This window comes from Erythrobacter sp. LQ02-29 (assembly GCF_022576075.2).
Lineage (GTDB): Bacteria > Pseudomonadota > Alphaproteobacteria > Sphingomonadales > Sphingomonadaceae > Alteriqipengyuania.
Map to the genome: position 1 here is coordinate 766,907 of NZ_JANCNT010000001.1, position 26,211 is coordinate 793,117.

General features: G+C 67.0%; 31 protein-coding genes. 22 read left to right on the forward strand and 9 right to left on the reverse strand.

The genetic code is table 11. From position 1 onward, the window contains the following. Nucleotides 1-50: 50 nt before the first annotated feature. Nucleotides 51-1,097, reverse strand: coding sequence for a COX15/CtaA family protein (locus MKP08_RS03795; RefSeq protein WP_241554950.1), 1,047 nt, complete (start codon nucleotides 1,095-1,097; stop codon nucleotides 51-53). A 126-nt stretch (nucleotides 1,098-1,223) separates the two neighbouring features. Here MKP08_RS03795 and MKP08_RS03800 point away from each other — a divergent pair, with 126 nt between their 5' ends. From MKP08_RS03800 to MKP08_RS03820, 4 genes are all read left to right on the forward strand, one after another. Continuing rightward, nucleotides 1,224-1,616, forward strand: coding sequence for a MerC domain-containing protein (locus MKP08_RS03800; protein WP_215229365.1), 393 nt, complete (start codon nucleotides 1,224-1,226; stop codon nucleotides 1,614-1,616). Continuing rightward, the gene (gene thiS, locus MKP08_RS03810) at nucleotides 1,613-2,626 is read left to right on the forward strand and encodes a sulfur carrier protein ThiS (protein ID WP_306300118.1); all 1,014 of its coding nucleotides are present in this window, start codon (nucleotides 1,613-1,615) and stop codon (nucleotides 2,624-2,626) included. The genes MKP08_RS03800 and thiS overlap by 4 nt, the downstream gene beginning before the upstream one ends. A gap of 100 nt (nucleotides 2,627-2,726) precedes the next feature. Beyond that, nucleotides 2,727-3,254: a hypothetical protein gene (locus tag MKP08_RS03815; protein ID WP_241554951.1), complete on the forward strand. Its 528-nt coding sequence runs from the start codon at nucleotides 2,727-2,729 to the stop codon at nucleotides 3,252-3,254. A 55-nt stretch (nucleotides 3,255-3,309) separates the two neighbouring features. Then, nucleotides 3,310-4,404 carry a calcium:proton antiporter gene (locus MKP08_RS03820; RefSeq protein WP_241554952.1) on the forward strand — a complete coding sequence of 365 codons (1,095 nt, stop codon included), beginning with the start codon at nucleotides 3,310-3,312 and terminating at the stop codon, nucleotides 4,402-4,404. 7 nt (nucleotides 4,405-4,411) lie between these two features. Here MKP08_RS03820 and MKP08_RS03825 read toward each other — a convergent pair whose 3' ends face one another. The 3 genes from MKP08_RS03825 to MKP08_RS03835 form a co-directional block, all read right to left on the reverse strand. Next, nucleotides 4,412-6,217: a long-chain fatty acid--CoA ligase gene (locus MKP08_RS03825; RefSeq protein ID WP_241554953.1), complete on the reverse strand. Its 1,806-nt coding sequence runs from the start codon at nucleotides 6,215-6,217 to the stop codon at nucleotides 4,412-4,414. Between the two features lie 109 nt (nucleotides 6,218-6,326). Beyond that, nucleotides 6,327-8,048: a gamma-glutamyltransferase gene (gene ggt / locus MKP08_RS03830; protein ID WP_241554954.1), complete on the reverse strand. Its 1,722-nt coding sequence runs from the start codon at nucleotides 8,046-8,048 to the stop codon at nucleotides 6,327-6,329. Nucleotides 8,049-8,059: 11 nt separating this feature from the next. Continuing rightward, a complete protein-coding gene (locus tag MKP08_RS03835; RefSeq protein WP_241554955.1) occupies nucleotides 8,060-9,109 on the reverse strand; it encodes a quinone-dependent dihydroorotate dehydrogenase in 1,050 nt (349 codons plus the stop codon). A 151-nt stretch (nucleotides 9,110-9,260) separates the two neighbouring features. Here MKP08_RS03835 and MKP08_RS03840 point away from each other — a divergent pair, with 151 nt between their 5' ends. The 11 genes from MKP08_RS03840 to MKP08_RS03890 all read left to right on the forward strand — a co-directional run bounded on the left by MKP08_RS03840 (nucleotide 9,261) and on the right by MKP08_RS03890 (nucleotide 17,099). Beyond that, the gene (locus MKP08_RS03840) at nucleotides 9,261-9,689 is read left to right on the forward strand and encodes an SUF system Fe-S cluster assembly regulator (protein ID WP_241554956.1); all 429 of its coding nucleotides are present in this window, start codon (nucleotides 9,261-9,263) and stop codon (nucleotides 9,687-9,689) included. 53 nt (nucleotides 9,690-9,742) lie between these two features. After that, nucleotides 9,743-11,218, forward strand: coding sequence for a Fe-S cluster assembly protein SufB (gene sufB, locus MKP08_RS03845; protein WP_241555527.1), 1,476 nt, complete (start codon nucleotides 9,743-9,745; stop codon nucleotides 11,216-11,218). Nucleotides 11,219-11,250: 32 nt separating this feature from the next. After that, complete coding sequence (locus MKP08_RS03850; protein ID WP_241554957.1) at nucleotides 11,251-11,964, forward strand: hypothetical protein; 714 nt, start codon at nucleotides 11,251-11,253, stop codon at nucleotides 11,962-11,964. After that, nucleotides 11,951-12,505 carry an endonuclease domain-containing protein gene (locus tag MKP08_RS03855; protein ID WP_241554958.1) on the forward strand — a complete coding sequence of 185 codons (555 nt, stop codon included), beginning with the start codon at nucleotides 11,951-11,953 and terminating at the stop codon, nucleotides 12,503-12,505. Before MKP08_RS03850 ends, MKP08_RS03855 begins: the two co-directional genes overlap by 14 nt. A gap of 393 nt (nucleotides 12,506-12,898) precedes the next feature. Further along, the gene (gene sufC / locus MKP08_RS03860) at nucleotides 12,899-13,645 is read left to right on the forward strand and encodes a Fe-S cluster assembly ATPase SufC (RefSeq protein WP_241554959.1); all 747 of its coding nucleotides are present in this window, start codon (nucleotides 12,899-12,901) and stop codon (nucleotides 13,643-13,645) included. Beyond that, nucleotides 13,642-14,028, forward strand: a complete 387-nt coding sequence (locus MKP08_RS03865; RefSeq protein WP_241554960.1) for a hypothetical protein — start codon at nucleotides 13,642-13,644, stop codon at nucleotides 14,026-14,028. The genes sufC and MKP08_RS03865 overlap by 4 nt, the downstream gene beginning before the upstream one ends. Next, nucleotides 14,025-14,795: a SufD family Fe-S cluster assembly protein gene (locus tag MKP08_RS03870; protein WP_241554961.1), complete on the forward strand. Its 771-nt coding sequence runs from the start codon at nucleotides 14,025-14,027 to the stop codon at nucleotides 14,793-14,795. The genes MKP08_RS03865 and MKP08_RS03870 overlap by 4 nt, the downstream gene beginning before the upstream one ends. Then, a complete protein-coding gene (locus MKP08_RS03875) occupies nucleotides 14,792-16,009 on the forward strand; it encodes a SufS family cysteine desulfurase (RefSeq protein WP_255750427.1) in 1,218 nt (405 codons plus the stop codon). Before MKP08_RS03870 ends, MKP08_RS03875 begins: the two co-directional genes overlap by 4 nt. Nucleotides 16,010-16,021: 12 nt before the next feature. Further along, entirely contained in the window at nucleotides 16,022-16,540 is a 519-nt protein-coding gene (locus tag MKP08_RS03880; protein ID WP_241554962.1) for an SUF system Fe-S cluster assembly protein, read from the forward strand. After that, on the forward strand, nucleotides 16,540-16,896 hold the full coding sequence (locus MKP08_RS03885) for an iron-sulfur cluster assembly accessory protein (RefSeq protein ID WP_241554963.1): 357 nt from the start codon (nucleotides 16,540-16,542) through the stop codon (nucleotides 16,894-16,896). The genes MKP08_RS03880 and MKP08_RS03885 overlap by 1 nt, the downstream gene beginning before the upstream one ends. After that, nucleotides 16,893-17,099, forward strand: a complete 207-nt coding sequence (locus MKP08_RS03890; protein ID WP_241554964.1) for a hypothetical protein — start codon at nucleotides 16,893-16,895, stop codon at nucleotides 17,097-17,099. The genes MKP08_RS03885 and MKP08_RS03890 overlap by 4 nt, the downstream gene beginning before the upstream one ends. On the opposite strand, the gene MKP08_RS03895 is transcribed toward MKP08_RS03890, so the two are convergent. Continuing rightward, the gene (locus tag MKP08_RS03895) at nucleotides 17,096-17,542 is read right to left on the reverse strand and encodes a hypothetical protein (RefSeq protein ID WP_215229349.1); all 447 of its coding nucleotides are present in this window, start codon (nucleotides 17,540-17,542) and stop codon (nucleotides 17,096-17,098) included. The two genes, MKP08_RS03890 and MKP08_RS03895, sit on opposite strands and share 4 nt — an antisense overlap. Further along, complete coding sequence (locus MKP08_RS03900) at nucleotides 17,539-18,273, reverse strand: EI24 domain-containing protein (RefSeq protein WP_241554965.1); 735 nt, start codon at nucleotides 18,271-18,273, stop codon at nucleotides 17,539-17,541. Before MKP08_RS03900 ends, MKP08_RS03895 begins: the two co-directional genes overlap by 4 nt. Nucleotides 18,274-18,350: 77 nt before the next feature. Here MKP08_RS03900 and MKP08_RS03905 point away from each other — a divergent pair, with 77 nt between their 5' ends. Continuing rightward, nucleotides 18,351-19,346: an adenosine kinase gene (locus MKP08_RS03905; protein ID WP_241554966.1), complete on the forward strand. Its 996-nt coding sequence runs from the start codon at nucleotides 18,351-18,353 to the stop codon at nucleotides 19,344-19,346. Between the two features lies 1 nt (nucleotide 19,347). On the opposite strand, the gene purD is transcribed toward MKP08_RS03905, so the two are convergent. After that, complete coding sequence (purD, locus tag MKP08_RS03910) at nucleotides 19,348-20,640, reverse strand: phosphoribosylamine--glycine ligase (RefSeq protein WP_241554967.1); 1,293 nt, start codon at nucleotides 20,638-20,640, stop codon at nucleotides 19,348-19,350. Between purD and xseA the strand changes: the two genes are divergently transcribed. Genes xseA through MKP08_RS03930 form a run of 4 tightly spaced genes read left to right on the forward strand, consistent with a single transcriptional unit; the run spans nucleotide 20,639 to nucleotide 24,244 of the window. Beyond that, nucleotides 20,639-22,099, forward strand: a complete 1,461-nt coding sequence (gene xseA, locus MKP08_RS03915) for an exodeoxyribonuclease VII large subunit (RefSeq protein ID WP_241554968.1) — start codon at nucleotides 20,639-20,641, stop codon at nucleotides 22,097-22,099. The two genes, purD and xseA, sit on opposite strands and share 2 nt — an antisense overlap. Before the next feature lie 24 nt (nucleotides 22,100-22,123). Then, nucleotides 22,124-22,327, forward strand: coding sequence for a DUF2093 domain-containing protein (locus MKP08_RS03920; protein WP_241554969.1), 204 nt, complete (start codon nucleotides 22,124-22,126; stop codon nucleotides 22,325-22,327). Continuing rightward, nucleotides 22,327-23,247, forward strand: a complete 921-nt coding sequence (locus MKP08_RS03925) for a M23 family metallopeptidase (protein ID WP_241554970.1) — start codon at nucleotides 22,327-22,329, stop codon at nucleotides 23,245-23,247. Before MKP08_RS03920 ends, MKP08_RS03925 begins: the two co-directional genes overlap by 1 nt. Before the next feature lie 19 nt (nucleotides 23,248-23,266). Then, a complete protein-coding gene (locus tag MKP08_RS03930) occupies nucleotides 23,267-24,244 on the forward strand; it encodes an esterase-like activity of phytase family protein (protein ID WP_241554971.1) in 978 nt (325 codons plus the stop codon). Between the two features lie 31 nt (nucleotides 24,245-24,275). Here the strand turns inward: MKP08_RS03930 and rpmB are convergent, their stop codons facing one another. Continuing rightward, a complete protein-coding gene (gene rpmB / locus MKP08_RS03935) occupies nucleotides 24,276-24,572 on the reverse strand; it encodes a 50S ribosomal protein L28 (RefSeq protein WP_241554972.1) in 297 nt (98 codons plus the stop codon). Between the two features lie 211 nt (nucleotides 24,573-24,783). Between rpmB and MKP08_RS03940 the strand changes: the two genes are divergently transcribed. Both MKP08_RS03940 and tadA read left to right on the forward strand, forming a co-directional pair. After that, the gene (locus tag MKP08_RS03940; protein WP_215229340.1) at nucleotides 24,784-25,032 is read left to right on the forward strand and encodes a hypothetical protein; all 249 of its coding nucleotides are present in this window, start codon (nucleotides 24,784-24,786) and stop codon (nucleotides 25,030-25,032) included. Between the two features lie 26 nt (nucleotides 25,033-25,058). After that, complete coding sequence (gene tadA, locus MKP08_RS03945) at nucleotides 25,059-25,511, forward strand: tRNA adenosine(34) deaminase TadA (protein ID WP_241554973.1); 453 nt, start codon at nucleotides 25,059-25,061, stop codon at nucleotides 25,509-25,511. A 3-nt stretch (nucleotides 25,512-25,514) separates the two neighbouring features. Here the strand turns inward: tadA and MKP08_RS03950 are convergent, their stop codons facing one another. Further along, the gene (locus MKP08_RS03950) at nucleotides 25,515-26,141 is read right to left on the reverse strand and encodes a ribonuclease T (RefSeq protein WP_241554974.1); all 627 of its coding nucleotides are present in this window, start codon (nucleotides 26,139-26,141) and stop codon (nucleotides 25,515-25,517) included. Nucleotides 26,142-26,211: the final 70 nt, after the last annotated feature.

Below are 26,211 nucleotides of genomic sequence, written 5' to 3' on the forward strand. Positions count from 1 at the left end.
CAAGGTCGTTCCGCGTTATTGCGGCGGCATCTTCCCGATCGGCAGCGGCGTCATCGCAGCCAGCGTTCGCGCCCCTTGGCGTGCGCCGCCCAGGCGAAGGTCGCGACGAGCAGAGCGCCCACCAGCTGGTGCAGGACCGCTATCCATAGCGACACGCCGCTCACGACGGTCAGGATCCCGAGCACCACCTGCGTGCCCACCACGCCATTGAGCGCCGCCGCGGGCAGGCGCGCGAAGCCGCGGATCGAGCGCGCGAACCAGATCATCGCCATTAGCACCGCGATCGCCCACCAGCGATGCAGGAAATGCAGCAGGAACGGATCGTGCGTCAGCGTATAGAGCGTACCGTGCCCGCCGCTGTCGACTTCCGGGACCAGCCGGCCGTCCATCAGCGGCCAGCTTCGCGTCACATGGCCCGCATTGAGCCCCGCGACCCAGGCACCCAGCACCAGCTGGACCAGCAGCATCGCCCCCAGCAGCAGTGCGTCGAGCCTGAGATGGCGCGGCCGCGACGCAGGGTGCCGGTGGAGCGCGATCAGGTCGAGCGCAGTCCAGACGAGCCCCGCCAGCGTGAACAGCGCGGTGGTGAGATGGATAGAGAGCCAGAAATGGCTCACATCGGTCATCTGACCGGAAAGGCCCGAACGCACCATCAACCAGCCGAACGTGCCTTGCAGCCCGCCCAGCGCCAGCAGTGCGACCAGGCGCGGCTTGTAGCCCGTCGGAATCTGCCCCTTCACCCAGAACCAGGCCAGTGGCAGCGCGAAGGCCAGTCCGATCAGCCGCCCGATCAGGCGGTGGAACCACTCCCAGAAGAAGATGAACTTGAAATGCTCCAGCGTCATGCCGGCCGGCCCGGCCTCGAAGCGAAATTCGGGCGTGGCGCGATAGCGGGCGTATTCGGCCTGCCACTGCGCATCGGTCAATGGCGGCAGCGCGCCTGTGACCGGGTTCCACTGGGTGATCGACAGGCCGGATTCGGTCAGCCGCGTGATGCCGCCCACGACCAGAATCAGGACCACCATACCAGCGACCACCAACAGCCAGTTGGCGATCGCGCGTGGGCGTTTTGCCGTCAGTTGTGAGGATGCGACCATTGCGGCGGCGTGATGCGCGTTTGTGCGCTTTTGCGCAAGGCCGGCTGCCGCGGATCAGCGTCGGGCGGTGGCCAAAGCGGGAGGAAGTCCTTGCCTAATGTAACAACATTACATATCTGGTGCGCCATGCCATCGCGACTCAGCCCGGCCCGCAATCGCCTCGACAAGTTCGGGATCGTCTTGTCGAGCCTGTGCGCGGTGCATTGCGTTGCCAGCATCGTGGTCGTTTCCGCGCTAGGGATCGGGGGCGAATGGCTCCTTTCCCCGGCGATCCATCGCTGGGGCCTGGCCGTTGCGGTGGTCATCGCTGGGGCGGCCATCGGGTGGGGCGCACTACGCCATCGCCGCCGCGCACCTTTCGTAGTCGCCATGACCGGGCTCACCTTCATGGGCGGCGCGCTGGCCGCGCCGCACGGGATGGAGGAAGCGATACTGACCATCATCGGGGTGGCGCTGGTGTCGCTCGGCCACATCCTCAACTTGCGTCACGCGCATGGGGCTCTATCTCGCTCTTCATGAGCGAGACCGATACCCGCACCACCCGTTCCCTGACCGTCAATGGCGAGGTCCGGCGCACCGGCGCGCCGACGCTGGGCGCGTTCTTGACCGAAATCGAGCTCGATCCGGCGAAGGTCGCGGTGGAGCGCAACGGCGCGATCGTTGAGCGTTCCGGGCTGGCCGACGTCGCGCTGCACGATGGCGACACGCTGGAAATCGTGCATTTCGTCGGCGGCGGAGAAGCCGTGCCGCCGGCCGGACAGGACGACAGCTGGTCGGTCGCCGGCCATACCTTCCGTTCGCGCCTGATCGTGGGGACGGGCAAGTACAAGGATTTCGCGCAGAACGCCGCCGCGCTGGAGGCATCGGGGGCAGAAATCGTGACCGTCGCCGTTCGCCGCGTGAACGTGAGCGATCCCAAGGCACCGATGCTGACCGATTTCATCGATCCGAAGAAGGTCACCTACCTCCCCAACACCGCCGGCTGCTTCACCGCGGACGAGGCGATCCGCACGCTGCGCCTGGCGCGCGAGGCGGGGGGCTGGGATCTCGTCAAGCTGGAGGTGCTGGGCGAGGCGAAGACGCTTTATCCCGACATGCGCGAGACGCTGAAGGCGACCGAGGTGCTGGCCAGGGACGGCTTCCACCCGATGGTCTATTGCGCCGACGATCCGATCGCGGCGAAACAGCTCGAGGAAGCGGGCGCGGTGGCGATCATGCCGCTGGGCGCCCCGATCGGCAGCGGGCTGGGCATCCAGAACCGCGTGACCATTCGCCTGATCGTGGAAGGCGCGAGCGTGCCCGTCCTGGTCGATGCCGGCGTCGGCACCGCGTCGGATGCTGCGGTCGGGATGGAGCTCGGGTGCGATGGCATCCTGATGAACACTGCGATTGCGGAGGCAAAGGATCCGATCCGCATGGCCCGCGCGATGAAGTTGGCGGTGGAGGCGGGCCGCGAAGCCTATCGCGCAGGCCGCATGGCGACGCGCAAATATGCCGACCCTTCCAGCCCGCTTGCCGGGCTAATCTGAGCTCACCGATATCCGGACCGGCGATTTTCACCGTCATGCTTACCCCGTCTTAACCAAGTTCCGCGATAGCTCGCTGCCGCAACAAGAGCAGGGGCCACTCATGACGGTCAGCGGCACGACATCGCTGCTCATCAGCGAAATGCGCGAATTCGCGAGTTTCAAGCCGTGCACGCAGCGGTTCATCCGCCGCAGCCTGGACGTCGGGTTGGGGCGCTCGGACGCTTTCCGGCTATGGGCGCGCGACGCGGCGGAAAGCGCGGCGATCCGGCGGCAATACATCGCCTATCAGCCGCTGAAGAAGGTGCGTGGCACGGTGCCGGACCCGTGTGAGACGGCGGTGCCGACGGCATTTCTTGGCACCCTCGTGGGCATCGCGGCGGGCGATCTGGCGGAAGAGCGGATCGACGGCTTCCCCCCGTTCCGCTTCCTCTACGAAAGACTGCTTGGTGCCGAGGTCCGGCCATGGCTGCCCGGTATCTTCTGCGCCGCGGCGGCGCTGCCGCAGATCGACCCGCAGCAACGCAAGCGCCTGCTGCAAAGCCTGAGCGAAGCCGCCGCAACCGCGCCCGCGTGGTCTATCGCGCAGCCGGGCTTCTATCCCGAATTCATTAAGGACGCGGCCGCCTGAGCCGAGCCGCGGGATCGCGCTTGCCACACACGGCCCATCCGCTAGCCATAGCGCGATGACCACGCCGCGACCGCTCAACCTCTACACGCTGCCCAGCTGGTCGGTGGCCGCGCCCATCCTGGCGCTGGCAGGGCTGCTGCTCGGCAAGCCGTCCGGCATCGCGCTGGCGATCCCGATCGGCTTGCTGCTCGCCGCCGCGATCATGGCGGCGGTCTATCATGCCGAGGTACTGGCTCACTATGTCGGCGAGCCGTTCGGCACGCTGCTCCTCGCGCTTGCCGTTACGATCATCGAAGCGTCGCTGATCGTGTCGATCATGCTGGGCGAAGGGGCGGGATCGCAGACGCTGGCGCGCGATACGCTGATGGCGGCGCTGATGATCACGATCAACGGGATTATCGGCATCTGCCTGCTGGCGGGTGGCCAGCGGCATCACGAACAGAACTACACCCAGGCGGGCGTCAGTGCCGGGCTGGCGATGCTGGCGACCCTGTCGGTGCTGGTGCTGGTCCTGCCCAATTTCACCACCGCCGCGAGCGGCGCGTTCTACAGTCCTAAGCAGCTGGTGTTCGTGGCGGTGATCTCGCTGCTGGTCTACGCCACTTTCGTGGTCGCGCAGACGATCCGGCACAAGGATCACTTCGTCCACCATATCGAGGAAGCGGACGATCACGCGCATGAGGCCCCGGTGCCGCGGGCGAAGGCGATCGCCGCGTCCGGCATGCTGCTGGTCGCGCTGGTGGCGGTCGTGCTGCTGGCGAAGCTGCTGTCGCCCGTGATCGAGAGCGGAGTGCGTTCGGTCGGCGCGCCGCAGGCGCTGGTGGGGATCATCATCGCTGCCCTCGTCCTCGCCCCCGAAGGTTTCGCCGCCTATCGGGCGGCGCGTGCGGACCGGGTTCAGACCAGCCTCAATCTCGCGATCGGTTCCGCCCTGGCTGCCATCGGCCTCACCATCCCCGCCGTGGCGGGGGTGGCGCTGGTCTTCGGCCTCGATCTGGAGCTGGGCCTGTCGATGCGCTCGATCGTGTTGCTGGCGCTGACCCTGCTCGTCGCCACGCTGACGCTCAGTGGCGGTCGCACGACGATCGTGCAGGGCATCGTCCACCTCGTCATCTTCGCGACCTATCTGTTCACGACGATCGTGCCCTGACCATCCGTCAACTGCGATAGAGCCCCTCCAGACGGGGTCCGTACACCTCGCGGATCTTGTGGCGGCGGATTTTCATGCTGGGGGTCATCTGCTCGTTCTCGATCGAGAACGGCTCGTCGGCGAAGGTGAACTGGCGCACCTTTTCGATCACCGACAGGTCCTTGTTAACGCGGTCCACCGCGGCGCGGATCGCCTGGCGGAATTCGGGATCTTCCTGCAGCGCCGCCATTTCGAATTTGCGGTCGTGCGCCTTCGCCCATTCGGCCGCCCATTCGGGATCGGGGACGATCAGCCCCACGACGTAGGGGTGGCGGTCGCCGTGGACCATCGCCTGGCCGATCTCGCGCTGCAGGGTCAGCATCCCTTCGACCTTCTGCGGTGCGACGTTGTCGCCCTTGTCGTTGACGATCATGTCCTTCTTGCGATCGGTGATCTTGATCCGCCCGCGCTCGTCGAGATGACCGATATCGCCGGTGTGGAGCCAGCCGTCCTGCAATGCGCGGTTCGTTTCCGTCGCGTTCTGCCAGTATCCCTGCATCACCAGCTCGCCACGGCAGAGAATTTCGCCGTCGTCGGCGATGCGGATTTCGACCCCGTCCATCGGCGGGCCGACCGTGTCCATCGCGATGCCCGCGCGCGGTCGGTTGCAGGCGATCACCGGACCCGCCTCGGTCTGACCGTAGCCCTGCAGCATGGTCAGCCCCATCGCCTGGAAGAACACGCCGACATCGGGATTGAGCGGCGCTCCGCCCGAAACCATGGCCTTGATCCGCCCTCCGAACTTGGCGCGGATCTTGGGCCGCAGCAACCTTTCGAGCAGCAGGTTCAGTGTTTTGTCGCCCAGGCGATAGCGGCCATGCGCGCGCCGTTCACCCAAGCCGATCGCCATGTCCATCAGGCGCTGCGGCGCACCGCCCTGCTTTTCGACCTGGCGCATGATGCGGGTGCGCAGCACCTCGAACAGGCGCGGGACGACGACCATGATCGTCGGGCGCGTTTCCTCGATATTGCTCGCCAGCTTGTCGAGCCCCTCGGCGTAGTAGATCTGCGCGCCGACCCCGATCGGCAGGAATTGCCCGCCGGTATGTTCATAGGCGTGGCTGAGCGGCAGGAACGACAGGAACCGCTCGTCTTCATTGAGGCCGAAATCCTCCATCAGAATGCGCGCCGCGCCGGAAACATTGCACAGGATCGCGCCATGGTGCTGGATCACCCCGCGCGGCGCGCCGCCGGTGCCGCTGGTGTAGATCAGGCAGGCGGTATCCTCGCGCTGGATATGCGCGATCCGCTCGTCCACCGCCGCGCGCGCCGCCTTGGCGTTGCCGGCGGTGAGCGTGCTCCAGCCATGACAGGTCAGCTGGCCCGACTGGTAGGAACGCACGGTATCGATCGGGATGATATGTTCGGCGAGGCCGGTGCGCATGATGGCGGGAATCAGCGGCTGGGACAGCTTCTCGTTCGAGACGATGACGGCGCGCGCGCCCGAATCGGACAGGATGTGGACATGGTCGCGCTGGGTATTGGTGGTGTAGGCGGGCACGGTGATGCAGCCCGCGGCCATGATGCCGAGATCGGCGATGCACCATTCCGGGCGGTTTTCCGACACCAGCAGCACCCGGTCGCCCGTCGTGAGGCCCATTGCGCGCAGGTTTTCCGCGAGCAGACAAACCCGCTCCGCCGCCTCGCGCCAGCTGATCGTCTGCCATTCGCCGTCGCGCTTGGTCCCCAGGAACGGCTTGTCGCCCAGCACGTCCGCCCGGTGCAGGAACAGCTGGACCAGATTGTTGGCGGAATCGACCTCGTTCAGCTGCATGCCGGAAGGCTCCTGTCCCATGATCGTCTTGTCTGTCGTTATCCTTGCGCCCGATACGGTCCCCGCGCCGTAGCGGCAAGCGGCGGGCAAGCAGCTGTCGGTAGGGCGATCAGGGAAGGGACAGCTTGTCCTCGACCCGGGGATCGCGCGCGCCTTCCCATCCCTCGGGCGTGCGCAGGACCGCATTGGCCTTTACCGGCGCCGCGCGTGCCATGATATTTTCATGGCCGAGCGCGCGGAAGCGATCCATCGCCCGTTCCATCCAGGTGCCCTGTTCGACCATCACCGCGTCGTCATATTGCATGATGAAGGGCATGCCGAGCGCATCGTGCGCCGACAGGCCGAAATCGATCACGCCGATGATGCTGCGCGCGGTCTGCACCGGAATGGTCGCACCCCCCGCCGCGCCTATGGCCAGGAAGGGCCGGCCCTGCGGATCGTAGACCACTACGGGTGCCATGGAGCTGCGCGGGCGCTTGTTGCCTTCCACCCGGTTGGCGACCGGTCGGCCGTCCACGGTGGGCGAACGGCTGAAATCGGTCATTTCGTTGTTGAGGAAGAAACCGCCCGTCATCAGGCCAGAGCCGAAGGCGCTTTCGATGGTCGAGGTATAGCTGACCATCGTGTCCGACCCGTCGACCACCGCGAAATGCGACGTGCCGTGCTCCTCGGGCTCGTCGCCATCGGCGAGCGCGGTGTCGGCCCCGACCGGCGTTCCCGCGCGCACCGTCGCCATCGTGGAATTCGGCTGGATCAGCGCGCTGCGGCGGGCGAGGTAGGCCGGATCGATCAGCCCCGCGACCGGCACGCGCACGAAATCGCTGTCGGCCGCGTAAAGCTCGCGGTCGGCATAGGCGAGCCGCTGCGCCTCTAGGAAAAGATGCCAGGTTTCCGGGTTCTGGACGCCCAGCTTGGCAAGGTCGAACCGTTCCAGCTCGCCGAGGATTTGCAGGACCGCGATCCCGCCGGAGGTCGGCGGGCCCATGCCGCACACGCGGTATTTGCGGTAGGTGCCGCAGACGGCGTTGCGCTCCTTTGCCTCGTAATCGGCGAGATCGGCGGGGGTCATTGCCCCGGCATGGGGCGTGTGCGCATCGACCGTCTCGGCCAGCGCCGTGGCGCGCGGGCCGGTGTAGAACGCCTTCGGCCCCTGCGCCGCGATCGCTTCGAAGGTGCGCGCCAGCTCCTCGTTCACGATGGTATCGCCCACGGGGCGCGGCTGACCTTCGGCGGTGAAGTAGAGCGCGCGTCCTTCCGCGGTCCAGCCCGCACGGTCGGCGGTCTCGGCGATCGACTGGTTGAGGCGCGGATTGATCTCGAACCCGTCGCGGGCGAGCGCGATGGCCGGCGCGAACAGCTTCGCCCAGGGGAGCTTGCCGTGCTCCCTGTGTGCCAGCGCGGCGAGGGCGAGGTTGCCCGGCACACCGACGCTGAGGCCGCTCTTCCGCGATGCCTCGAACGGGGGCAGCTGGCCGTCGGGGGTCAGGAACCAATCGGGCGTCGCGCCCGCCGGGGCCTTCTCGCGCCCGTCATAGGTTTCGACCGTGCCATCCGCCGCGCCGCGCACGATGAAGCCGCCACCGCCGATGCCCGAGCTCTGTGGCTCCACCACGTTGAGCGCCAGCATGGTCGCGATCGCGGCGTCGGTGGCGTTGCCGCCTTCGCGCAGGATCGCCATCCCGGCGGCCTGGGCGCGGGGATCGGCGGCGCTGACGGTGCCGACACCGGCGGATTGCGCGGTTGGTGCATCGTTAGCGACGGTGGCGCAGGCGCCAAGAGTGGAAGCGAGGGCGAGGGGCGCGGCGAGCGCCAGCAGGGAACGGTTCAGCATGGCGCGCGACGCTATGCGGTGCCGACCGCCTCGGCAATCGAAGAAAAGCCCTCGGCCCGCATTCTCGCCTCCAGACCGTGTACGATGCGCCGTGCGAGACCCGGCCCATGATAGACCAGCGCGCTGTAGAGCTGGACCAGGCTCGCCCCGGCGCGGATACGCTCCCACGCCTCGTCGGCGCTGGCGATGCCGCCGACGCCGACCAGGGGGATCGCGCCCCCGGTCGCGCGGCGGAAATCGCGCAGCCGGGCGATTGCCAGGTCCTTCAGCGGCGCGCCCGACAGCCCGCCGGTCTCGTCGGCATGCGCCGATCGCAGGGCGGGACGGGCGATGGTGGTGTTGGAAACGATGAGCGCGCCCAGCTTCCGGTCCAGCGCGATCCGGGCGATCGCGTCCACGTCGGCGGGCTGGAGGTCGGGCGCGACTTTCAGGAACACGGGCGGCGCATGTTGCGGGCAGGCCTCGTCCCGCGCGGCGATCACCGCATCGAGCAGGGCACCCAGCGCGCCCTCGTCCTGCAAGGCGCGCAGGCCGGGCGTGTTGGGGCTGGAGACGTTGACCGCCAGATAGCTTGCCACCGGGGCCATCGCCCGCGCCATCAGGGCGTAGTCGGCCACGCGGTCGTCCGAATCCTTGTTCGCGCCGATGTTCACCCCGACGATGCCGGGCCGTCCCTGCCGCCGCGCGAGTCGTTCGCGGACGGCCAGCGCGCCGCCATTGTTGAACCCCATCCGGTTGATCACCGCCGCGTCCTCCACCAGCCGGAACAGGCGCGGCTTCGGGTTGCCGCCTTGCGGGAAGGGCGTGATGGAGCCCACCTCGGCGAACCCGAAGCCGAGTGACAGCAGCGCATCGGGCACCTGCGCATCCTTGTCGTATCCCGCGGCCAGCCCGACCGGGTTGGGGAAGGTGAGCCCTGCTACCTGCGTCGCCAGCGGCCAAGCGCTTTCGGCGCGCGCCCCGCGCCCGGGCAGCGCTTTCAGCGCGGCGATGGAAAGCCCGTGCGCGCGTTCGGGATCGAGCGCGAAGAGAGCGGGGCGAATCATCCGGAAAGCGTCCATGCCCGCTCGCTGCACGCCATTCGCATCGTCTGGCAAGCATGGCCGCGTGAATGCTAACGACTCGCAACAGGTGGTTTCGCGTTGAAACCGGTGCGCATGGTGCATAGGTGAAATCGGAACGAAACGCTCCGATTAGGATATCGCCCGCCTCATGCGCCTTTCCAACCTCGCCGACTATGCCGTCGTCACCATGGGCGCCGCCGCGCGCCATTGCGGTGCCGGGCGGGTGAGCGCGGCGGAGCTGGCGGCGGAAACCGGACTGCCTGCGCCCACCGTGCAGAAGATCGTCAGCAAGCTCGCCGCGGCGGGCCTGCTGCGCTCGATTCGCGGGGCGGGCGGCGGGCTGCAACTGGCGCGCCCGGCGGCGGCGATCACGCTGGCCGACATCGTGGAGGCGGTGGAGGGGCCGATCGCGCTGACCGCCTGCGTCGAAGGCATTGACTGCGCGATCGACCACGATTGCTCCGTCCGCCCGCACTGGCCGGTGGTGAACGAGGCGCTGCGCGGCGCGCTCGCAGGAATTTCGCTGACGCAGCTTTCGGCAAGAGCCGATGCGTCGGCTCACAGGGAAATGGCATGACCGATACCATCGACACTCTGGACCATGGGCACCCGGCGCTCGAGAAGCCGGAAATGGATCGCCCCGAAATGGATAGGGACGCCAAGGAGGCCGCGGCAAGGGCCGCCGAGTACGAATTCGGCTGGCATTCGGAAATCGACACGGAGTTCGCGCCCAAGGGCCTGAACGAAGACACCGTCCGCTTCATCTCGGCCAAGAAGAAAGAGCCCGAATGGATGCTCGACTGGCGGCTGAAGGCGTTCCGCCTGTGGCAGGACATGGAGGAGCCCGACTGGGCGAAGCTCGGCTATCCCGAGATCGATTACCAGGACGCGTATTACTACGCTGCGCCGAAGAAGAAGACCGAGCTGGAATCGCTCGACGAGCTCGATCCGGAGATCAAGTCGACCTACGACAAGCTCGGCATCCCGATCGCGGAGCAGGAAGTGCTCGCCGGGGTGAAGGGCGCGCGCAAGGTCGCGGTCGATGCGGTGTTCGATAGCGTCAGCGTCGCCACCACGTTCCGCGAGGAGCTGAAGAAGGCGGGCGTGATCTTCCTTTCCATTTCGGAGGCCATCCGCGAGCACCCCGAACTGGTGAAGAAATGGCTCGGCAAGGTGGTGCCGCAGCGCGACAACTATTTCGCCACGCTCAACTGCGCGGTCTTTTCGGACGGCACCTTCGTCTATGTGCCCGAGGGCGTACGCTGCCCGATGGAGCTCAGCACCTATTTCCGTATCAATGCGGAGAATACCGGCCAGTTCGAACGCACGCTGATCGTCGCCGAGAAGGGCAGCTATGTCAGCTATCTCGAAGGCTGCACCGCGCCGATGCGCGACGAGAACCAGCTCCACGCCGCGGTGGTGGAACTGGTCGCGATGGAAGACGCCGAGATCAAGTATTCGACCGTGCAGAACTGGTACCCCGGCAATGCCGAGGGCAAGGGCGGGATCTACAATTTCGTCACCAAGCGTGGCCTGTGCCAGGGCGACCGCTCGAAGATCGCGTGGACCCAGGTCGAAACCGGCAGCGCAGTGACGTGGAAATACCCCTCCTGCGTGCTCAACGGGAAGGATTCGGTCGGCGAATTCTACTCGGTTGCGGTGACCAACAATTACCAGCAGGCCGACACCGGCACCAAGATGGTGCACAACGGCGCGGGCAGCCGCTCGACCATCATCTCGAAGGGGATTTCGGCGGGCAAATCGAACAACACCTATCGCGGTCTGGTCCGCGTCGCCGCCAATGCCGACGGCGTGCGCAATTTCACCCAGTGCGATTCGCTGCTGCTGGGCGACCGCTGCGGCGCGCATACCGTGCCCTATATCGAGGTGAAGAACCCCTCTGCGCAGATCGAGCACGAGGCGACCACCAGCAAGATTTCCGACGACCAGCTGTTCTACGCCATGCAGCGCGGCCTGGGCGAGGAAGAGGCGGTGGCGCTGATCGTCAACGGCTTCGCGAAAGAGGTGCTGAAGGAGCTGCCGATGGAATTCGCGGTCGAGGCGCAGAAGCTGCTGGCGATTTCGCTCGAGGGGAGTGTGGGGTGAGCCGGTTTGGACTCCAAACTGGGTCTACAAGCGTGGCCGCGATGGTCATGTGTGGCTTCGGCCTCAGTGCCTGTTCCAGCGAGGCTTCTGCTCAGCCGAGCTTGATCGGCGCCCTTCAAGATACGCGCCCGGTTGTTCTCTGCCTTGAAGAGGCCTCGAACGACGATGCCATCAGGACATGTGGCGAGGCGTTGGGCATCGGAAGTGATTTCGAGTGGTCTCAACGGCCAAGAACGCTTGAAGAATTCACGCAGATTGCGGTCCTCGGTTGGTTCACTTTTACCCGCGGCGCGCCTACGTCGATCACCGATAATCAGTTCCAGAACGCGATCGATTACGCGAAGTGCGTCGAGCGTGAAACGCTGGCTCTTGGACGAATCGAGCCTACGGCCGATCCTCAGAACGCTATCGGCTTTGCGAAAGCAAACGTCGACAAAGCCTGTGCTGACCATCCCATGTCTCAAATGTCGTTTGCAGCGCGCAATCCTGGCGTTCTTACGGGCGACTTCGACCAGGTCGACGAGGCAGAATTCAGCCCTTACTTCCTAGCCGCATCGTTCGCGAGCGCGGCTTTCAACCATGCGATTGAGAGCGAAGGCTGGGTCAGTGAGGACATGCGACCGTGCTTCGTCACCGCCAAGGGCCAGTACTCGTCTGACTATTGCGCCAAAAAAGCGCGCAATTCGCCGCGTCCCGCCCCTCCGCCTCCGTCACTACAAGCACGAAAACCCAATGAACGACCGTAAAACCCTCCAACTTCGCGATCCCTCCGAGACCGCTGACACTGCCCCCGCGCTCAAGAAGAAGGGGCGCGGCTGGGAAATCTCGGACAAGCGGCTCGACGCGCTGCACGAGCGGGCGCGGCATTTGCGGCGGCATTCGTCGGAGGCGCACAAGGCGCTCGCGGCGCGTTTCGCCACGGCCGATCTCGGGCGCTACAAGTTCACCCGCCACGCGGTGGTCGGCAGCGCCATCGTGGATTTCAACTGCCACAATCTCGGCATGGCGATCCAGATCGACGAGCCGGACCAGGACGAGATGCTGGCCAAGCGCCGCGACAAGAGCCTCGAATCGGTCGGCATCCGCGTGATGCGCATCGCCGCGAGCGACATCCTCGAGAACATGGACGCCGTGCTCCAGCGCATCACCGCCGGGATGCGCATGCGCATCGCCGACAAGGGCGAGGCCCGCCGCCGCCACAATGCGGAGAATCCTCGGCAGTCCAAGCCGCGCTACGACCGCGACGGGAATGGCCCGGCGAGAGGGCATCGGGGAGGACGCAACTGATGAAGGAGCAACTTCCGGGAAGCGAAACGGACGATGGTCTTCTCATAGGCGCAATGGTGCTATGGGCCTTCGTCGCCGTACCATGGTTCTTGCTCGTTCTGGCTTGGAGCGGCCGAATTTTCCCGCGTGCTCGGGATTTTTCTGAGGTACCTGTTTATTCCCTTGCATTCGTCGCCGTCGTCTACGGCATTCCTGTGGGCTTTATGCTCTGGAAGATGCTCGTAGCAGGCTTTGGCCGCCGCGCCGCTCGCGTAACGCGCGACTCCCGCCGTTCCCCTCCCACGTCATCCCGGACCTGATCCGGGATGGTGCTTTTCTTCCTCGGCGCTGCATCGAAGGCAGCACCGGCCCCGGGTCAGGCCCGGGACGACGATCAAAGAGACGACTGAGAACATGCTGAAAATCGACAATCTTCACGCCGAAATCGACGGCAAGCCGATCCTCAAGGGCCTTTCGCTCGAAGTGAACGCGGGCGAGGTCCATGCGATCATGGGCCCCAACGGCGCGGGCAAGTCCACGCTGGCCTACGTGCTGGGCGGTCGCCCCGGCTACGAGGTGACACAAGGCAGCGTCAGCTTCCTGGGCCGGGACATGCTGGACATGGAACCGCACGAGCGCGCCGCGGCGGGGCTGTTCCTCGGCTTCCAGTACCCGGTCGAGATTCCCGGCGTCTCCAACGTGCAGTTCCTGCGCGAGGCGCTGAACGCGCAGCGCACCGCGCGCGGGGAAGAAGCGCTGACCGGCGGCGATTTCCTGAAGGTCGCAAAGGAAAAGGCCGCGCTGCTCAAGCTCGACATGGATATGCTGAAACGCAACGTGAATGTCGGCTTCTCCGGCGGCGAGAAGAAGCGCGCCGAGATGGTGCAGATGGGTATCCTCGATCCCAAGCTGGCGGTTCTGGACGAGACGGACTCCGGCCTCGACATCGATGCGCTGCGCGTGGTGGGCGACGGGATCAACGCGATCATGCGCGCACCCGACAAGGGGGTGCTGCTGATCACGCACTACCAGCGGCTGCTCGACGTGGTGAAGCCCGATTTCGTGCACATCCTGTCGAATGGCCGGATCGTGAAGACCGGCGGTCCCGATCTCGCCCTCCAGCTGGAGCAGGAGGGATATGACGAGGTGATGGCGGCATGAGCGTTCTCGCAGCTATCCTCCTCGCCCAGGCACCCGCCGCCGTACCTCAGCCCACGCAGCCGACCGAGATCACCGTCATCGGCAAGAAGCTCGCCAACTGGAAAGGCGGCGTGTTCAAGCGCGGCGGCAAGCTGATGTGCCGCACCGAAAGAAGCACCGGCGATACACAGCTCGACGCGATCCGCTGCGGCGCGATGCTCGCCTGCGTGCGCCCGGTGGAGGGGCATATCGACGCGATCATGGGATCGGACCTGAACAAGGCGACCAAGCGCAAGCGTTTCGACGCGCTGCTCGACGGCACCAAGCCGTGCCTGGAATCATACGAGGACGCGGCGGTGGCGAAAATGCTGGCGCGGCGCGCGGAAGGACCGGCGAGCCGATGAGCGAATCGATTCTTCTCCCCACCCGCAAGGACGAGGCGTGGCGCTATTCGGATGTCGAGGCGCTGCAGGGCATGGACCTCGCCCGGTTCGACGACTGGCGCGATATCGACGTGCCCGCCGGCGAGCGCTTCCATGACGTGCTGGTGATCGAGCCCGGCCCCGGTGCGAACGATGATACCGAACTGCGCCGCCTGCGCGTGAAGGTCGGCGCGGGCGCGCGGTGCGAGCTGTTCGGTGTGATCGCGGGCGGTCGGCTCGGGCGGATCGAGATCGTCGTGACGCTGGGCGAGGGGGCGCATTTCGAACTCGGCGGCGTGACGCTGGGCGGGCGCGAGACGACCCGCGAATTCGTTACCCGCGTCGCGCACGAGGCTCCCCATGCGACCAGCAACCAGGTCGTGCGCAGCGTTCATTGGGGCAAGGGCACGGGCAATTTCCTCGGCCGGATCGACGTGGTGCGCGACGCGCAGAAGACCGACGCGGCGCAAAGCTTTAAGGGTCTGCTGCTCGAACGCGGGGCCAGTGTGAATGCGGTGCCGCAGCTCGAAATCTTCGCCGACGACGTGAAGTGCGAACACGGCGCCAGCGTCGGGCAATTGGACGATGCGGCGCGCTATTACATGGCGACGCGCGGCCTCTCGCCCGAACAATCGCGCAAGCTGCTGGTCCAGGCCTTCATCGGCGATGCCTTCGTCGCGCTGGCGGACGAGGACGAGCGCGAGCGGCTGATGGCCCTGGCGCTCTCGCGGCTGGAACAGCAATTGTGAGCGACACCGCGCTCCTGACCCGCAAGGCGGATTTCCCCGGTATGGTGACCGCCGACGGCGCGCCGTGGCACTATCTCGACACCGCCGCGACGGCGCAGAAGCCAAGCGCGGTGATCGACGCGATGGCGCGCGCACTGGGGGAGGATTACGCGACCGTCCATCGCGGGGTCTATTCGCGCTCCGCCAACATGACGCTCGGCTACGAGGCCGCGCGGCGGCGCGTGGCGGAATTCATCGGCGCGAAGAGCGAGGACGAGGTCGTTTTCGTGCGCGGCGCGACCGAAGGGATCAACCTCGTCGCGCAAAGCTGGGGCGGGGCGAACATCGGCGCTGGCGACCGCATCATGCTGTCGATGCTGGAGCATCATTCCAACATCGTGCCCTGGCAACTGCTGGCCGAGCGGACCGGGGCGCAGATCGATGTCTGCCCGCTGACCGAAGACGGCCGGATCGATCTCGACGCGCTGGCCGACATGCTGACGGAGCGGCACAAGCTGGTCGCGCTGGCGCATGTCTCCAACGTGCTCGGCTCGAAACTCGACGCGCGCCGCGCTGCGGAGCTCGCGCATGGCGTGGGCGCGAAGCTGCTGCTCGACGGATGCCAGGCCGCGCCGCGCATGTCATTGGACTTGTCCGCACTTGGTTGCGACTTCTACGTCTTTTCGGGACACAAGCTCTACGGCCCGACGGGGATCGGCGTGCTGTGGGCGCGGGACGAAATTCTCGACGGCATGCCCCCGTGGCAGGGCGGCGGCGCGATGATCGATGCCGTCACTTTCGAAGGTTCTACCTATGCGAAGCCGCCGCAGCGCTTCGAGGCCGGGACCCCCATGATCACCGAAGCGATCGCGCTCCACGCCGCGATCGACTACATCGCGGCGGCCGATATCGCCGCGCTCGAACGCCATGAAACGGCGCTGGTGGCCGAGGCGCGCGATGCGCTGTCGCGGTTCAATTCGGTCCGCCTGTTCGGGCCGGAGGACAGCGCCGGGATCGTCTCCTTCGTGATGGAGGGGGTTCACCCGCACGATCTGGGCACCATATTGGACGAAGAGAATGTGGCGATCCGCGCGGGGCATCACTGCGCGCAGCCGCTGATGGCGCATCTGGGCGTACCGGCAACGGCGCGGGCCAGCTTCGGCCTCTACAGCGATGCCGACGACATCGTCGCGCTGGTGCGCGGGATCGAGCGCACGCAGAAGATTTTCGCCTAGGAAGGCACGGATATGAGCGAAGACCAGGACAGCAAGGATTTCATCGCCGCCCCCGCTCCCAACGAGCAGGTGCTGACGGATACGCCGCCCAAGCCGCCCCGCGCGCGGGTGCAGGACGCGGTCGAGCCAGAAGGCGAAACCCCGCGCGAGACTATGGAGCGCAAGCGCGACTATCTCGAGGGGTTCCTGCAGAAGAAGCCTGCCGAAGCGAAGGCGGGCGAGCCCGGCGGCCAGCTGTACGAGGCGGTGGTCGAGGCGCTGAAGGAAATCTACGACCCGGAGATACCGGTCAATATCTACGACCTCGGCCTGATCTACGGCGTCGAAGTGTCGGACGAGGCGGACGTGGTCGTGACCATGACGCTGACGACGCCGCACTGCCCCGTTGCCGAGACCATGCCGGGCGAGGTTGAACTGCGCGCCGCGTCCGTACCCGGCGTACGCGATGCCGAGGTCAACCTGGTCTGGGACCCGCCCTGGGGGCCCAACAAGATGACCGACGAGGCGCGCCTCGAATTGGGGATGCTGTGATGGCCGAGACAAAACTCCGCGAACGCCCCGCTGCGGTCACGCTGACCAAGGCTGCCGAGCAGCGCGTCGCCGATCTGATGGCGAAGGCACCCGAAGATGCGATCGGGGTCAAGCTGTCGACCCCCCGGCGCGGCTGCTCCGGTCTGGCCTACTCGGTCGATTACGTCACTGAAGAGGCGAAGTTCGACGAGAAGATCGAGACGCCCGGCGGCACCTTCTACATCGACGGTGCCAGCGTGCTGTACCTCGTCGGTAGCGTGATGGACTGGCAGGAAGACGATTTCACTGCCGGCTTCGTATTCGAGAACCCGAACGCCAAGGGCGCGTGCGGGTGCGGCGAAAGCTTCATGGTATGACGACCGCGATGCTGCGCACCGTGGGTCGCATCGCACTTGCGATCGCGCTGTTTCTGGCGATCGCCTGGCTCGCCGAGGTCCTGGGCTGGTTCGATCTGTTCGACGCACCGCTCAGCGGCGTGGTCGGGTTCGGCCTTGCCGGAATTGCCTGCCTCGTCATCGCCCGCCGTGCCGCGCGCGAGGGCGGAGAGGACCGGCCCTAGCGCCTGAGCGCCGCGACGCAGCTGGCGCGGTCGACGTCCAGCCCATCGCTCGCCCGGCGGGCATCGACATAGGTCGCGGTCGGCTCCGCCCCAGGGGAGAGCGGGTAAAGATAGATGTCGAGCACGCATGGTTCGCCCACGAATTGCAGCTTGCGCACGTCGCCTTCTATCACGTTGAGCCGCGCGGGGCCGAAGATGTTCTGCAATTGCGCGGACGTTTGCCCAATCACGCCCTCCAGTCCCGGCGCGCGCATGATACGCGGCGCACGAAACCCGTCCGGCGACGGGGGCGGTGGCTTGCTGGGGGGAACGGCCGTCGGTCGGCTCGGCCGGGTACCGCTGGTGGAGGAAGGCGAGGTCCCCTCGCTCCGCCCCGGAGGGATCGTGGCGCATCCGGCCAGCGCGAGGGAAGCGGCGGTGGCGAGAGCCCAGTTGCGTTTCATCTCGATCGTCCATGTACCAGGTGGGTGGCTGCGGCCGCGCCGATAACCGGTGCGAGCAGGTTGAGGAAGGGGACCGCGAGCAACGCCGCGATGGCGCCGCCCAGCAGGAAACGCGTAACAGCATCGACCGGTGCTGGATCTTCCCGGCTCGCCCGATGGGGCAACCAGGCGAGATCGAGCAGTTCACGGCCCAGCAGCCAGGCGTTGACGACCCAGAACAGCAGGATTGTGCCCACGCCGGTGACCAGCAGCACCAGCGCGACGGGGGCGATCAACAGATTGACCAGCACGGTGCGCCCCGCCCCCTTCGCGCCTTCCGCCAGCGATTCTGCGAAGGGAAGTTCGCGCGCCGACGCGGCCGCCTGCGGATAATGGCGCCGCTCCACCGCGCGCACCACGTCGTCGGCGAAGAACTGGATCACCGCCAGCGCGATGACGCGAAAAAGCAGCCACCCGCCCAGCGCCACCGCCAGCAGGGTCAGCACGCCCGCCAGCGTTTCGTCGTAGCTCGCGATCCATTGCGACAGCACGTGTTGCAACAGAGCATAGAGCCCCGCGCCCGCGAGGGCGAAGATACCCAGCGTCGCCAGAATCGACTTTCCCAGCACCCGGAGAATGCCCGGATCGCCGAGTTGCGCGACGGCGCGTGCGAGGGATGCGGGAAGCGACAGCATTGTGCGACTGGAGTTTTCCGGCCCGTCCGGGCGCAAGTCAATCGCATCGTCGCGCACGCGGACTTGGCCCTTGCCCGCTTTGTCGCTAGGCGCGGCCCTTTCCCACCAGATACGATCTTCAGCAAAGGCCGCCCATGACCAAGCCCACCCACGACGTGATCGCCATCGGCAACGCCATCGTCGACGTTCTCGCCCCGTGCGAGGATGCCGATATCGAACGGCTGGGGCTGGCAAAGGGCGGGATGTCGCTGGTGGATACCGACCGGGCGGAGGAGCTCTACAAAGCGATGGGCCCGGCGCGCGAGATTTCGGGCGGGTCGGCGGCGAACACGCTGGCAGGCTGCGCCGCGCTTGGCCTCAAATGCCAGTTCATCGGACAGGTCGCCGACGATCAGCTGGGCAAGGTCTTCCGCCACGATATCGAGGCGGTCGGCGTCACCTTCGCCACTCCGGCGCGCGACGCCGAGCCGCCGACCGCGCGCTGCCTGATCTTCGTGACGCCCGACGGCGAGCGCACGATGAACACCTTCCTCGGCGCGAGTCAGTTCCTGCCCGCCGCCGCGCTGGACGAAAGCGCGATCGCGGACGCCGCGATCCTTTATCTGGAAGGCTATCTGTGGGACCCCGAGGAACCGCGCAGCGCGATGCGCCGGGCGATCGAGGTCGCGCGCAACGCCGGGCGCAAGGTGGCCTTTACCGCCAGCGAGAGCTTCGTGATCGAGCGCCATGGCAACGATTTCCGGCAGCTTATGGCCGAAGGGCTGATCGACATCCTGTTCGTGAACGAGCACGAATTGGCGACGCTCACCGGAGAGAGCGATTTCGAAGCAGGTATTGCCGCCGTGAAGGACAAGCTGCAGGTGCTTGTCGCCACGCGCAGCGCGGCAGGAGCGGTGGCGGTCGCCGGCGACGAACGCGCTGAAGTGCCCGCCGAACCGGTCGAAAAGGTGGTCGATACCACCGGCGCGGGCGACCTGTTTGCCGCGGGCTTCCTCTCCGGCCACGCGCGCGGCGCCGGGCTGGAGGAATGCCTCACTCGTGGTGCCGTCGCCGCGGCAGAGATCATCAGCCACTGGGGCCCCCGGCCCGAGGCGGATCTGAAGAAGCTGGTGGCCGCGCGGCTGGGCTGAATCAGCCGCCCTTCTCCCGCGCCACTTCGCGCCAGCCGATGTCGCGGCGGCAGAAGCCCGAAGGGAAATCGATCGCATCGATCGCGGCGTAGGCGGCGGCCTGGGCTTCGGACACGCTGCCGCCCGTAGCGGTGACGTTGAGCACGCGGCCACCGCTCGCGACCAGCGCACCTTCGGCATCGCGCCGCGTCCCGGCGTGGAAGACCTTTGCCCCCTCGGCCTCCGCATTGCCCAGATCGATCGCGCCACCCTTTTCCGGCGTGCCGGGATAGCCCTTCGCCGCCATCACCACGGTCAGCGCGGTTTCGTCCGACAGCTTCGCTTCTTGGTGGTCGCCCAGCGTGCCGTTGGCGCAGGCGAGCATCAGTTCGCCGAGATCCTCCTCCAGCCGCATCATCAGCACCTGGCATTCGGGATCGCCGAAGCGGCAGTTGTACTCGATCAGCTGCGGGCCGTCGGCGGTGAGCATCAATCCGGCATAGAGCACGCCCGAATAGGGCATGCCCTCGGCGCGCAGCGTGTCGACCGTCGGGCGAAGGATCCGCTCCATCGCTTCGGCCTGCAAGCCCGGGGTCAGCACCGGAGCGGGGCTGTAGGCCCCCATGCCGCCGGTATTGGGCCCGGTGTCGCCCTCGCCCACCCGCTTGTGGTCCTGCGCGGTGCCGATCGGGAGGATCGCGGTGCCATCGGTCAGAGCGAAGAAGCTCGCCTCCTCGCCCGCGAGGAATTGCTCGATCACAACCTCGCTGCCGGCATCCCCGAACTTCCCGTCGAACATGGAGCGCAGCGCTTCCTGCGCCTCGGCCCGCGTTTCGGCGATCACCACGCCCTTGCCAGCGGCCAGCCCGTCGGCCTTGAGCACGAATGGCGCGTCGTATTGCTTCAGCGCGCCCCACGCCTCTTCCAGAGAGACGGCGCGGGTATAGCGCGCGGTGGGTATTCCGGCGCGTTCGCACAGGGCCTTGGTGAAACTCTTGCTGCCCTCAAGCTGTGCGGCGGCTTGCGAGGGGCCGAAAACGGCAACCCCAGCCGCGCGCAGATCGTCGGCCAGCCCCGCTACCAGCGGCGCTTCCGGGCCGACGACCACCAGTCCGATCGCGTTCTCGCGGCAGAAGGCCAGCACGGCGGGATGATCGCCAACGGCAAGCTCGACGCAGGCGGCGTGGTCTGCAATGCCCGGATTGCCCGGCGCGGCGTAGAGCGTATCGCCCTCGCCCGACAGCAGCCGGGATTGCGCCAGCTTCCACGCCAGCGCATGTTCGCGCCCGCCCGACCCGATCAGCAGGATATTCATGGCAGACCCCTACAACGATACCGAAGACTCCGGCCTCGTAGCGAAGGCGCGCGCGGGCGACAACGCCGAGCCGCTGACGGTGAGCGCGCTGTCCGCCGCCCTGAAGCGCACGGTGGAGGACCGCTTCGGCCATGTCCGCCTGCGCGGCGAGCTGTCGGGGGTGAAGCGCGCCGCATCGGGCCATCTCTATTGCTGCCTGAAGGACGAGAAGGCGGTGATCGACGGCGTCATGTGGCGCGGCAACGCTGCGGGCCTCGCCTTCCTGCCGGAGGACGGCCTGGAAGTCGTCGCGAGCGGCAAACTGACCACCTATCCCGGCCGTTCCAAATACCAGATCGTGGTCGACCGACTGGAGCTGGCGGGCGAGGGCGCTTTGCTGGCGCTGCTCGAGAAAACCAAGGCGCGGCTGGAGGCGGAGGGGCTGTTCGCGCCCGAGAAGAAACGCCCGCTGCCGTTCCTGCCGCGCACCATCGGCGTCGTCACCAGCCCTACCGGGGCGGTGATTCGCGATATACTCCACCGCTTGGCCGATCGCTTCCCCAGCCATGTCGTCGTCTGGCCGGTGCTCGTGCAGGGCCATGGCGCGGCGCAGCAGGTGGCGAGCGCGGTGCGCGGCTTCGGCGCGATCGAGCCGGGCGGCGGCGTGCCCCGGCCCGATCTGCTGATCGTCGCGCGCGGGGGCGGTTCGATTGAAGATTTGTGGAGCTTCAACGAGGAAGCGGTGGTGCGCGCGATCGCCGAATCGCCGATTCCCGTGATCAGCGCGGTCGGGCATGAGACCGACACCACGCTTTCCGATTACGCAGCCGACCGGCGCGCGCCGACGCCGACCGCCGCCGCCGAGATCGCGGTGCCGGTCCGCGCCGAGCTGGCCGCGACGCTGGCCGACTTCGGCGCGCGGAAGAAACGCGCGATCCTGCGCCCGGTCCAGTTGGGGCGTGAACGGCTGGCGGCGCGGGCGGATCGCCTGCCGAAGATCGAGGCGTTGCTTCAGCCGCAGGCGCAGCGGCTCGACGACGGGGCGGAGCGCTTGCGGCGCGCGCTTCGCGACCGTGCGCAGGGTGCGCGCGAGGCGTTACTGGCGGACAGCGTGCGGCTTTCCCCGGCCACCTTGCGCCACCGGATCGACCGCGCGCGCGACCGGCTCGGCGCGGCGCGGCTTTCGCCTGCGCTGCTGGCGGACCGGCTGGCGCGTGCGGGGGAGCGGCTCGAGGCGCGGGGCCGGGTGCTTGCCTCCCTTGATCCGCGTGCGCCGCTCTCGCGCGGTTATGCGCTGGTCTACGATGGCGAGGGCATGCTGGTGAAGTCGGCGAAGACCGCGGGTACCGCGACGTCGCTGGCGCTCGAATTCGCCGATGGACGGGTCGATGCGGTTCCCAATACAAGGTCCGCACCGCGGCAATCGAGAAAGCGCGGCACATCGGGACCTTCGGCGACACAGGATGATTTGTTCGACTGACTCGAGACTGGTAAGGGCCCGCCCATGCTGATGAACTCTTCCGACCAGCCCGCGCGGCTGCATTACGGCCCCAACGGATTTCGCGTCCTGCGCGCGGGCCGCTTCGTCAATTGCGCCGTGACCGGCGAGCCGATCGCGCTGGAGGACCTGCGCTATTGGAGCGTCGAGCGGCAGGAGCCCTATGCCCGCTGCGAAATCGCCACCCGCCGGATGACGGAGGGCGGTTGATGCGTAGTGCGGGCCTGACCGCTGCCGCGCTTGCGGCGGCGCTGGCGATTCTATGCGGCTGCAGCGGCGCTGACCGTGAGGAGACGGGCCCGGTCGAAACGGTGCAGCCACTCCGCGCGCCCGCGCCTTCGCCCACTCCTGTCCCCGCGCCAGCTGCGTCGGGCCCCTCGACCTTCGTTTACGAGGGCGAGCTGGAGCAGGGCGGCTGGATCATCGGGCAGGTCCCGGCCGGCACGGTTTCCGCTCGCCTCGACCTGCGCGACCTGACGCTAACGCAGGATGGACGGTTCTTGGCCGGCTTCGACCGCGATGCCCCGGGCGATGCGGTGCTGGTCGCAAAGCTGCGCGACGGACGCACGGTCACCAGCCCGCTGACGATTGAGCCACGCGCCTGGCGCATCGAGAACATCAATATTGCGCGCAATCCGACCGGGCCGAGCGAAGCCTTCATGAAGATTCGCCGCCCCGAGCTCGCCCGAATCAACGCGGCGCGGAGCCAGGACGCGCATAGCGATGGCTGGAGCCAGTCCTTCATCTGGCCGGTCAAGGGGCGCATTTCCGGCCTGTTCGGCTCGCAGCGCGTCTATCGCGGCGTGCCAGCCAGCTATCACACCGGTCTCGACATCGCACCGGGCGGCGGGGTCCCCTATGTCGCGCCCGCGGACGGCGTGGTGACGCTGGCGGCGAACGATCCCTTCAGCCTGGAGGGCAAGCTGCTCATCATCGATCACGGCATGGGCCTCAACAGCGCCTTCCTGCATTCGTCCTCGCTTGCGGTGAAGGAAGGGGACGTGGTCCGGCAGGGGCAGGTGCTCGGCACCGTAGGCATGACCGGGCGCGCGACCGGCCCGCACCTGCATTGGAGCATCAAGTGGCGCGATACGCGGCTCGACCCCTTGCTGTTCCTCCCGCCGCAATGAGGTGCCGTGGGGGCGGCGCATGATCGGTCGTCTCGCCCTCCTCGCACTGATCGCCATCGGGCTTTCGCCCGGCCTGTTCTGGCGCGACGATCCCCCGCCATACGACCAGACCTCTGGCGTGGTGGCAAAGCGGATCGCAGCCGGTATGCAGCGGCTTGGACCGTTCGCGGTGGAGGGGGTATGGCAGCTTCTCAGCGAGAACGACCGCTTCGGCGGTTATTCGGGGCTGGTAGCGCTGTCGCCGAACCGGCTGCTGTCGGTGAGCGATGCCGGCCGCATGATGACGATCACGCTGGAAGATGGCGCGCCAAAGCAATTCGCCATGACGAGCTTCGTGCGCGAAACGGAGGATTCGGCGAAGAACACCCGCGATGTGGAGGCGATCACGCGCGATCCCGCCAGCGGGAGGTTATGGGCCGCGTACGAGGATTCGAACGCGATCGAGCGGCGTTCACGCACCCTTGCTCCCGAGCGCAAGGTCCGCCCGCCGGAAATGCGCGGGTGGGGCAAGAATACGGGGCCGGAGGCATTCACCCGGTTGGCCGATGGCCGCTTTTTGGTCCTGTCCGAAGGGTCGCGCAGGATGTTCGGGGCGGTGCATCCCGCAGTGCTCTATCCCGATGACCCTACGACGGGCGTCGCGGGCCTGCGTTTCTCAATCCGCATGCCCGAAGGTTACGACCCGTCGGACATGGCGGCATTGCCCGATGGCCGGGTGTTGATCCTGGGGCGGAAGGTCAGGTTGATCCCGCCCGGCTTCCGAACCATGGTGATGGTGGCCGATCCGGCGGGGATCAGACGGGGCGCGGAATGGCGCGGCACCGTGTTGGCCCGCATCGATCCGCCGTTTCCGAGCGACAATTACGAAGGGCTGGCCGTCGTTCCGGCGGCCGATGGCGGCTATCCGGTCACGCTCTGGCTGATTTCCGATGACAACCGGATGCAAATCCAGCGCACGCTTCTTGCGAAGCTGCGCTGGGACGGCTCGTCGATGTAGCAAACCGGCGCGCGCGGCGCGCCGGGGAGAATCAGGCGGCTTCGGCCTGCTTCTCGGCTTTCTTCAGCTCGCGCTTCACCTTCAGCGCACGGGCCGAAAGCTTCTCGTTGCGAGTCTTGAGCAGCCAGTTGTCGAGACCGCCATTGTGCTCGACCGAGCGCAGGCCCTGCGTCGACACGCGGAACTTGAAGCTGCGATCCAGCTTCTCGCTCATCAGCGTGACGTTCTGCAGGTTAGGCAGGAAGACCTTCTTGGTCTTGTTGTTGGCGTGGCTCACATTGTGGCCGACCTGGCGGCCCTTGCCCGTCAGTTCGCAGATGCGCGACATGGTAGTTCTCTCGTTCCAAATGGAGCCGCGGGCGCATGCCCTGCGGCGTCAAAACACGACCGGTGGTATTCCGGGAAGCGGCGCGCTTAGCGGGCGAGGGGCGAATCGTCAAGTCGCAGCCGGACACAGCCGTGAGACCATGCGGGTCGGAACACCAGGCCTCGCGGTTCATTCCCCCCGTATCCGTAAAACGCAATATGGGGGAATTTCCATGCGCAATATCATCGCCACCGCCATCCTCGGCACCGCGGCCCTGGGCCTTGCAGCCTGCGACGTAGAGCAGACCGAGGAAGCCGAACTGCCGGAAATCGAGGCGTCCGGTGGGAACATGCCGGAATACGACGTCGATGCCGCCGAGGTCGATGTCGATGCCGGAACAGAAACCAAGGAAGTCGAAGTCCCGACCCTGGATGTGGACGTCGATCCGGCCGATGCGGACAGCGAATCGGCTGAACAATAACGGGCTGCACCGCTAGGGGGGGGCCGATGGCCGGCTTCCCCTCACCCTTCATGATTCGCGCGCTCGAACTCGCACGCGAAGCGAGCGCCGAGGGTGAGGTGCCGGTGGGCGCGGTCGTCGTTCGCGATGGAAAGATCGTAGGCGAGGGCCGCAATGCCCCCCGGCGCGATCACGATCCCACCGCCCATGCCGAGATGCTCGCCCTGCGCCAGGCGGCGCGGACCGTGGGCAGCGAACGTCTGAGCGGATGCGACCTGTGGGTGACGCTGGAACCGTGCGCCATGTGTGCGGGGGCGATAGTCCATGCGCGCATCCGCCGGCTCTATTACGCCGCCAGCGATCCGAAAGGCGGCGCGGTGGAGCATGGTGCCCGCGTGTTCGATCATCCGCAGGCTCACCATCGACCCGAGATATATGCAGGGCTGGGAGAGCGCGAAGCAGCTGCTCTGTTGCAGGACTTCTTCCGCGACCGCCGCTAGCGGCTACAGCCCCCGCCAGATTTTGATCGGTTCGGTATCCGGTGGGCCGAAGCGGCGGCTATCGCAGGGTTCGGGCCGGAAGTGCCTATCATAGCACAGCTGAAGTTCTTCCAGCCAACCGCTCTTGCTGGTGCGGATGCCCACCATGTTCGGCTCCCATCCGCCGTTCGGGTCGGCGAAGGCGCGGCGTACGTCGCCGACCGTCAGGCCGTCCTGCCGCGAAAGACGATCGAGATCGGGCAGGCGGTAGGAGTTCCACAGGATGCGAACCACCTTGTAATAGGTCTCGGGACGCCGCGTCATGCACGCGCCATGCTTCGCCCATTGCCGCGCCACCATGGCGGCGGAGGGGCTGAGGCAGAGCTGACGAGCGATCTCCAGACCTGTCGGGCGGATGTCGGTGGGGCACCATTGCGGCCAGGTGCGCCCGCTTTCGGGCCAGAAACCATGGACCACCAGGCCGAAGCGCCCGTTGCGCCCGCTGCATTGCAGCGCCCGTCCGCGCGCCCCCGTGCGGGGTGCGTGGCAGAATTCCGGGCTCCAGCTCAGCGCCATGATATAGCCGGTTATCGGCAAGCGGCGCACCGGCCCGTCGCGGGGCACCACCGGCGCAACCACTGCGCGCGGCATCCGGCACTGATAGGACTGCGCGGTAGCCGGTCCGGCAGTCAGCGTCGCGACCAGCGCGGCCCCGACAGCC

Bases quoted from the DNA above. Each gene is read 5' to 3' on its own strand.
- MKP08_RS03865 (WP_241554960.1), top strand. From the start codon at position 13,642: ATGAGCGTTCTCGCAGCTATCCTCCTCGCCCAGGCACCCGCCGCCGTA.
- thiS (WP_306300118.1), top strand. From the start codon at position 1,613: ATGAGCGAGACCGATACCCGCACCACCCGTTCCCTGACCGTCAATGGC.
- MKP08_RS03930 (WP_241554971.1), top strand. From the start codon at position 23,267: ATGATCGGTCGTCTCGCCCTCCTCGCACTGATCGCCATCGGGCTTTCG.
- MKP08_RS03925 (WP_241554970.1), top strand. From the start codon at position 22,327: ATGCGTAGTGCGGGCCTGACCGCTGCCGCGCTTGCGGCGGCGCTGGCG.
- MKP08_RS03880 (WP_241554962.1), top strand. From the start codon at position 16,022: ATGAGCGAAGACCAGGACAGCAAGGATTTCATCGCCGCCCCCGCTCCC.
- MKP08_RS03795 (WP_241554950.1), bottom strand. From the start codon at position 1,097: ATGGTCGCATCCTCACAACTGACGGCAAAACGCCCACGCGCGATCGCC.
- MKP08_RS03890 (WP_241554964.1), top strand. From the start codon at position 16,893: ATGACGACCGCGATGCTGCGCACCGTGGGTCGCATCGCACTTGCGATC.
- rpmB (WP_241554972.1), bottom strand. From the start codon at position 24,572: ATGTCGCGCATCTGCGAACTGACGGGCAAGGGCCGCCAGGTCGGCCAC.
- MKP08_RS03940 (WP_215229340.1), top strand. From the start codon at position 24,784: ATGCGCAATATCATCGCCACCGCCATCCTCGGCACCGCGGCCCTGGGC.
- sufC (WP_241554959.1), top strand. From the start codon at position 12,899: ATGCTGAAAATCGACAATCTTCACGCCGAAATCGACGGCAAGCCGATC.
- MKP08_RS03870 (WP_241554961.1), top strand. From the start codon at position 14,025: ATGAGCGAATCGATTCTTCTCCCCACCCGCAAGGACGAGGCGTGGCGC.
- MKP08_RS03800 (WP_215229365.1), top strand. From the start codon at position 1,224: ATGCCATCGCGACTCAGCCCGGCCCGCAATCGCCTCGACAAGTTCGGG.
- MKP08_RS03855 (WP_241554958.1), top strand. From the start codon at position 11,951: ATGAACGACCGTAAAACCCTCCAACTTCGCGATCCCTCCGAGACCGCT.
- MKP08_RS03950 (WP_241554974.1), bottom strand. From the start codon at position 26,141: ATGCCGCGCGCAGTGGTTGCGCCGGTGGTGCCCCGCGACGGGCCGGTG.
- ggt (WP_241554954.1), bottom strand. From the start codon at position 8,048: ATGCTGAACCGTTCCCTGCTGGCGCTCGCCGCGCCCCTCGCCCTCGCT.
- MKP08_RS03885 (WP_241554963.1), top strand. From the start codon at position 16,540: ATGGCCGAGACAAAACTCCGCGAACGCCCCGCTGCGGTCACGCTGACC.
- sufB (WP_241555527.1), top strand. From the start codon at position 9,743: ATGGATCGCCCCGAAATGGATAGGGACGCCAAGGAGGCCGCGGCAAGG.
- MKP08_RS03820 (WP_241554952.1), top strand. From the start codon at position 3,310: ATGACCACGCCGCGACCGCTCAACCTCTACACGCTGCCCAGCTGGTCG.
- MKP08_RS03840 (WP_241554956.1), top strand. From the start codon at position 9,261: ATGCGCCTTTCCAACCTCGCCGACTATGCCGTCGTCACCATGGGCGCC.
- tadA (WP_241554973.1), top strand. From the start codon at position 25,059: ATGGCCGGCTTCCCCTCACCCTTCATGATTCGCGCGCTCGAACTCGCA.
- MKP08_RS03815 (WP_241554951.1), top strand. From the start codon at position 2,727: ATGACGGTCAGCGGCACGACATCGCTGCTCATCAGCGAAATGCGCGAA.
- MKP08_RS03825 (WP_241554953.1), bottom strand. From the start codon at position 6,217: ATGCAGCTGAACGAGGTCGATTCCGCCAACAATCTGGTCCAGCTGTTC.
- MKP08_RS03920 (WP_241554969.1), top strand. From the start codon at position 22,124: ATGCTGATGAACTCTTCCGACCAGCCCGCGCGGCTGCATTACGGCCCC.
- MKP08_RS03895 (WP_215229349.1), bottom strand. From the start codon at position 17,542: ATGAAACGCAACTGGGCTCTCGCCACCGCCGCTTCCCTCGCGCTGGCC.
- MKP08_RS03835 (WP_241554955.1), bottom strand. From the start codon at position 9,109: ATGGACGCTTTCCGGATGATTCGCCCCGCTCTCTTCGCGCTCGATCCC.
- xseA (WP_241554968.1), top strand. From the start codon at position 20,639: ATGGCAGACCCCTACAACGATACCGAAGACTCCGGCCTCGTAGCGAAG.
- purD (WP_241554967.1), bottom strand. From the start codon at position 20,640: ATGAATATCCTGCTGATCGGGTCGGGCGGGCGCGAACATGCGCTGGCG.
- MKP08_RS03905 (WP_241554966.1), top strand. From the start codon at position 18,351: ATGACCAAGCCCACCCACGACGTGATCGCCATCGGCAACGCCATCGTC.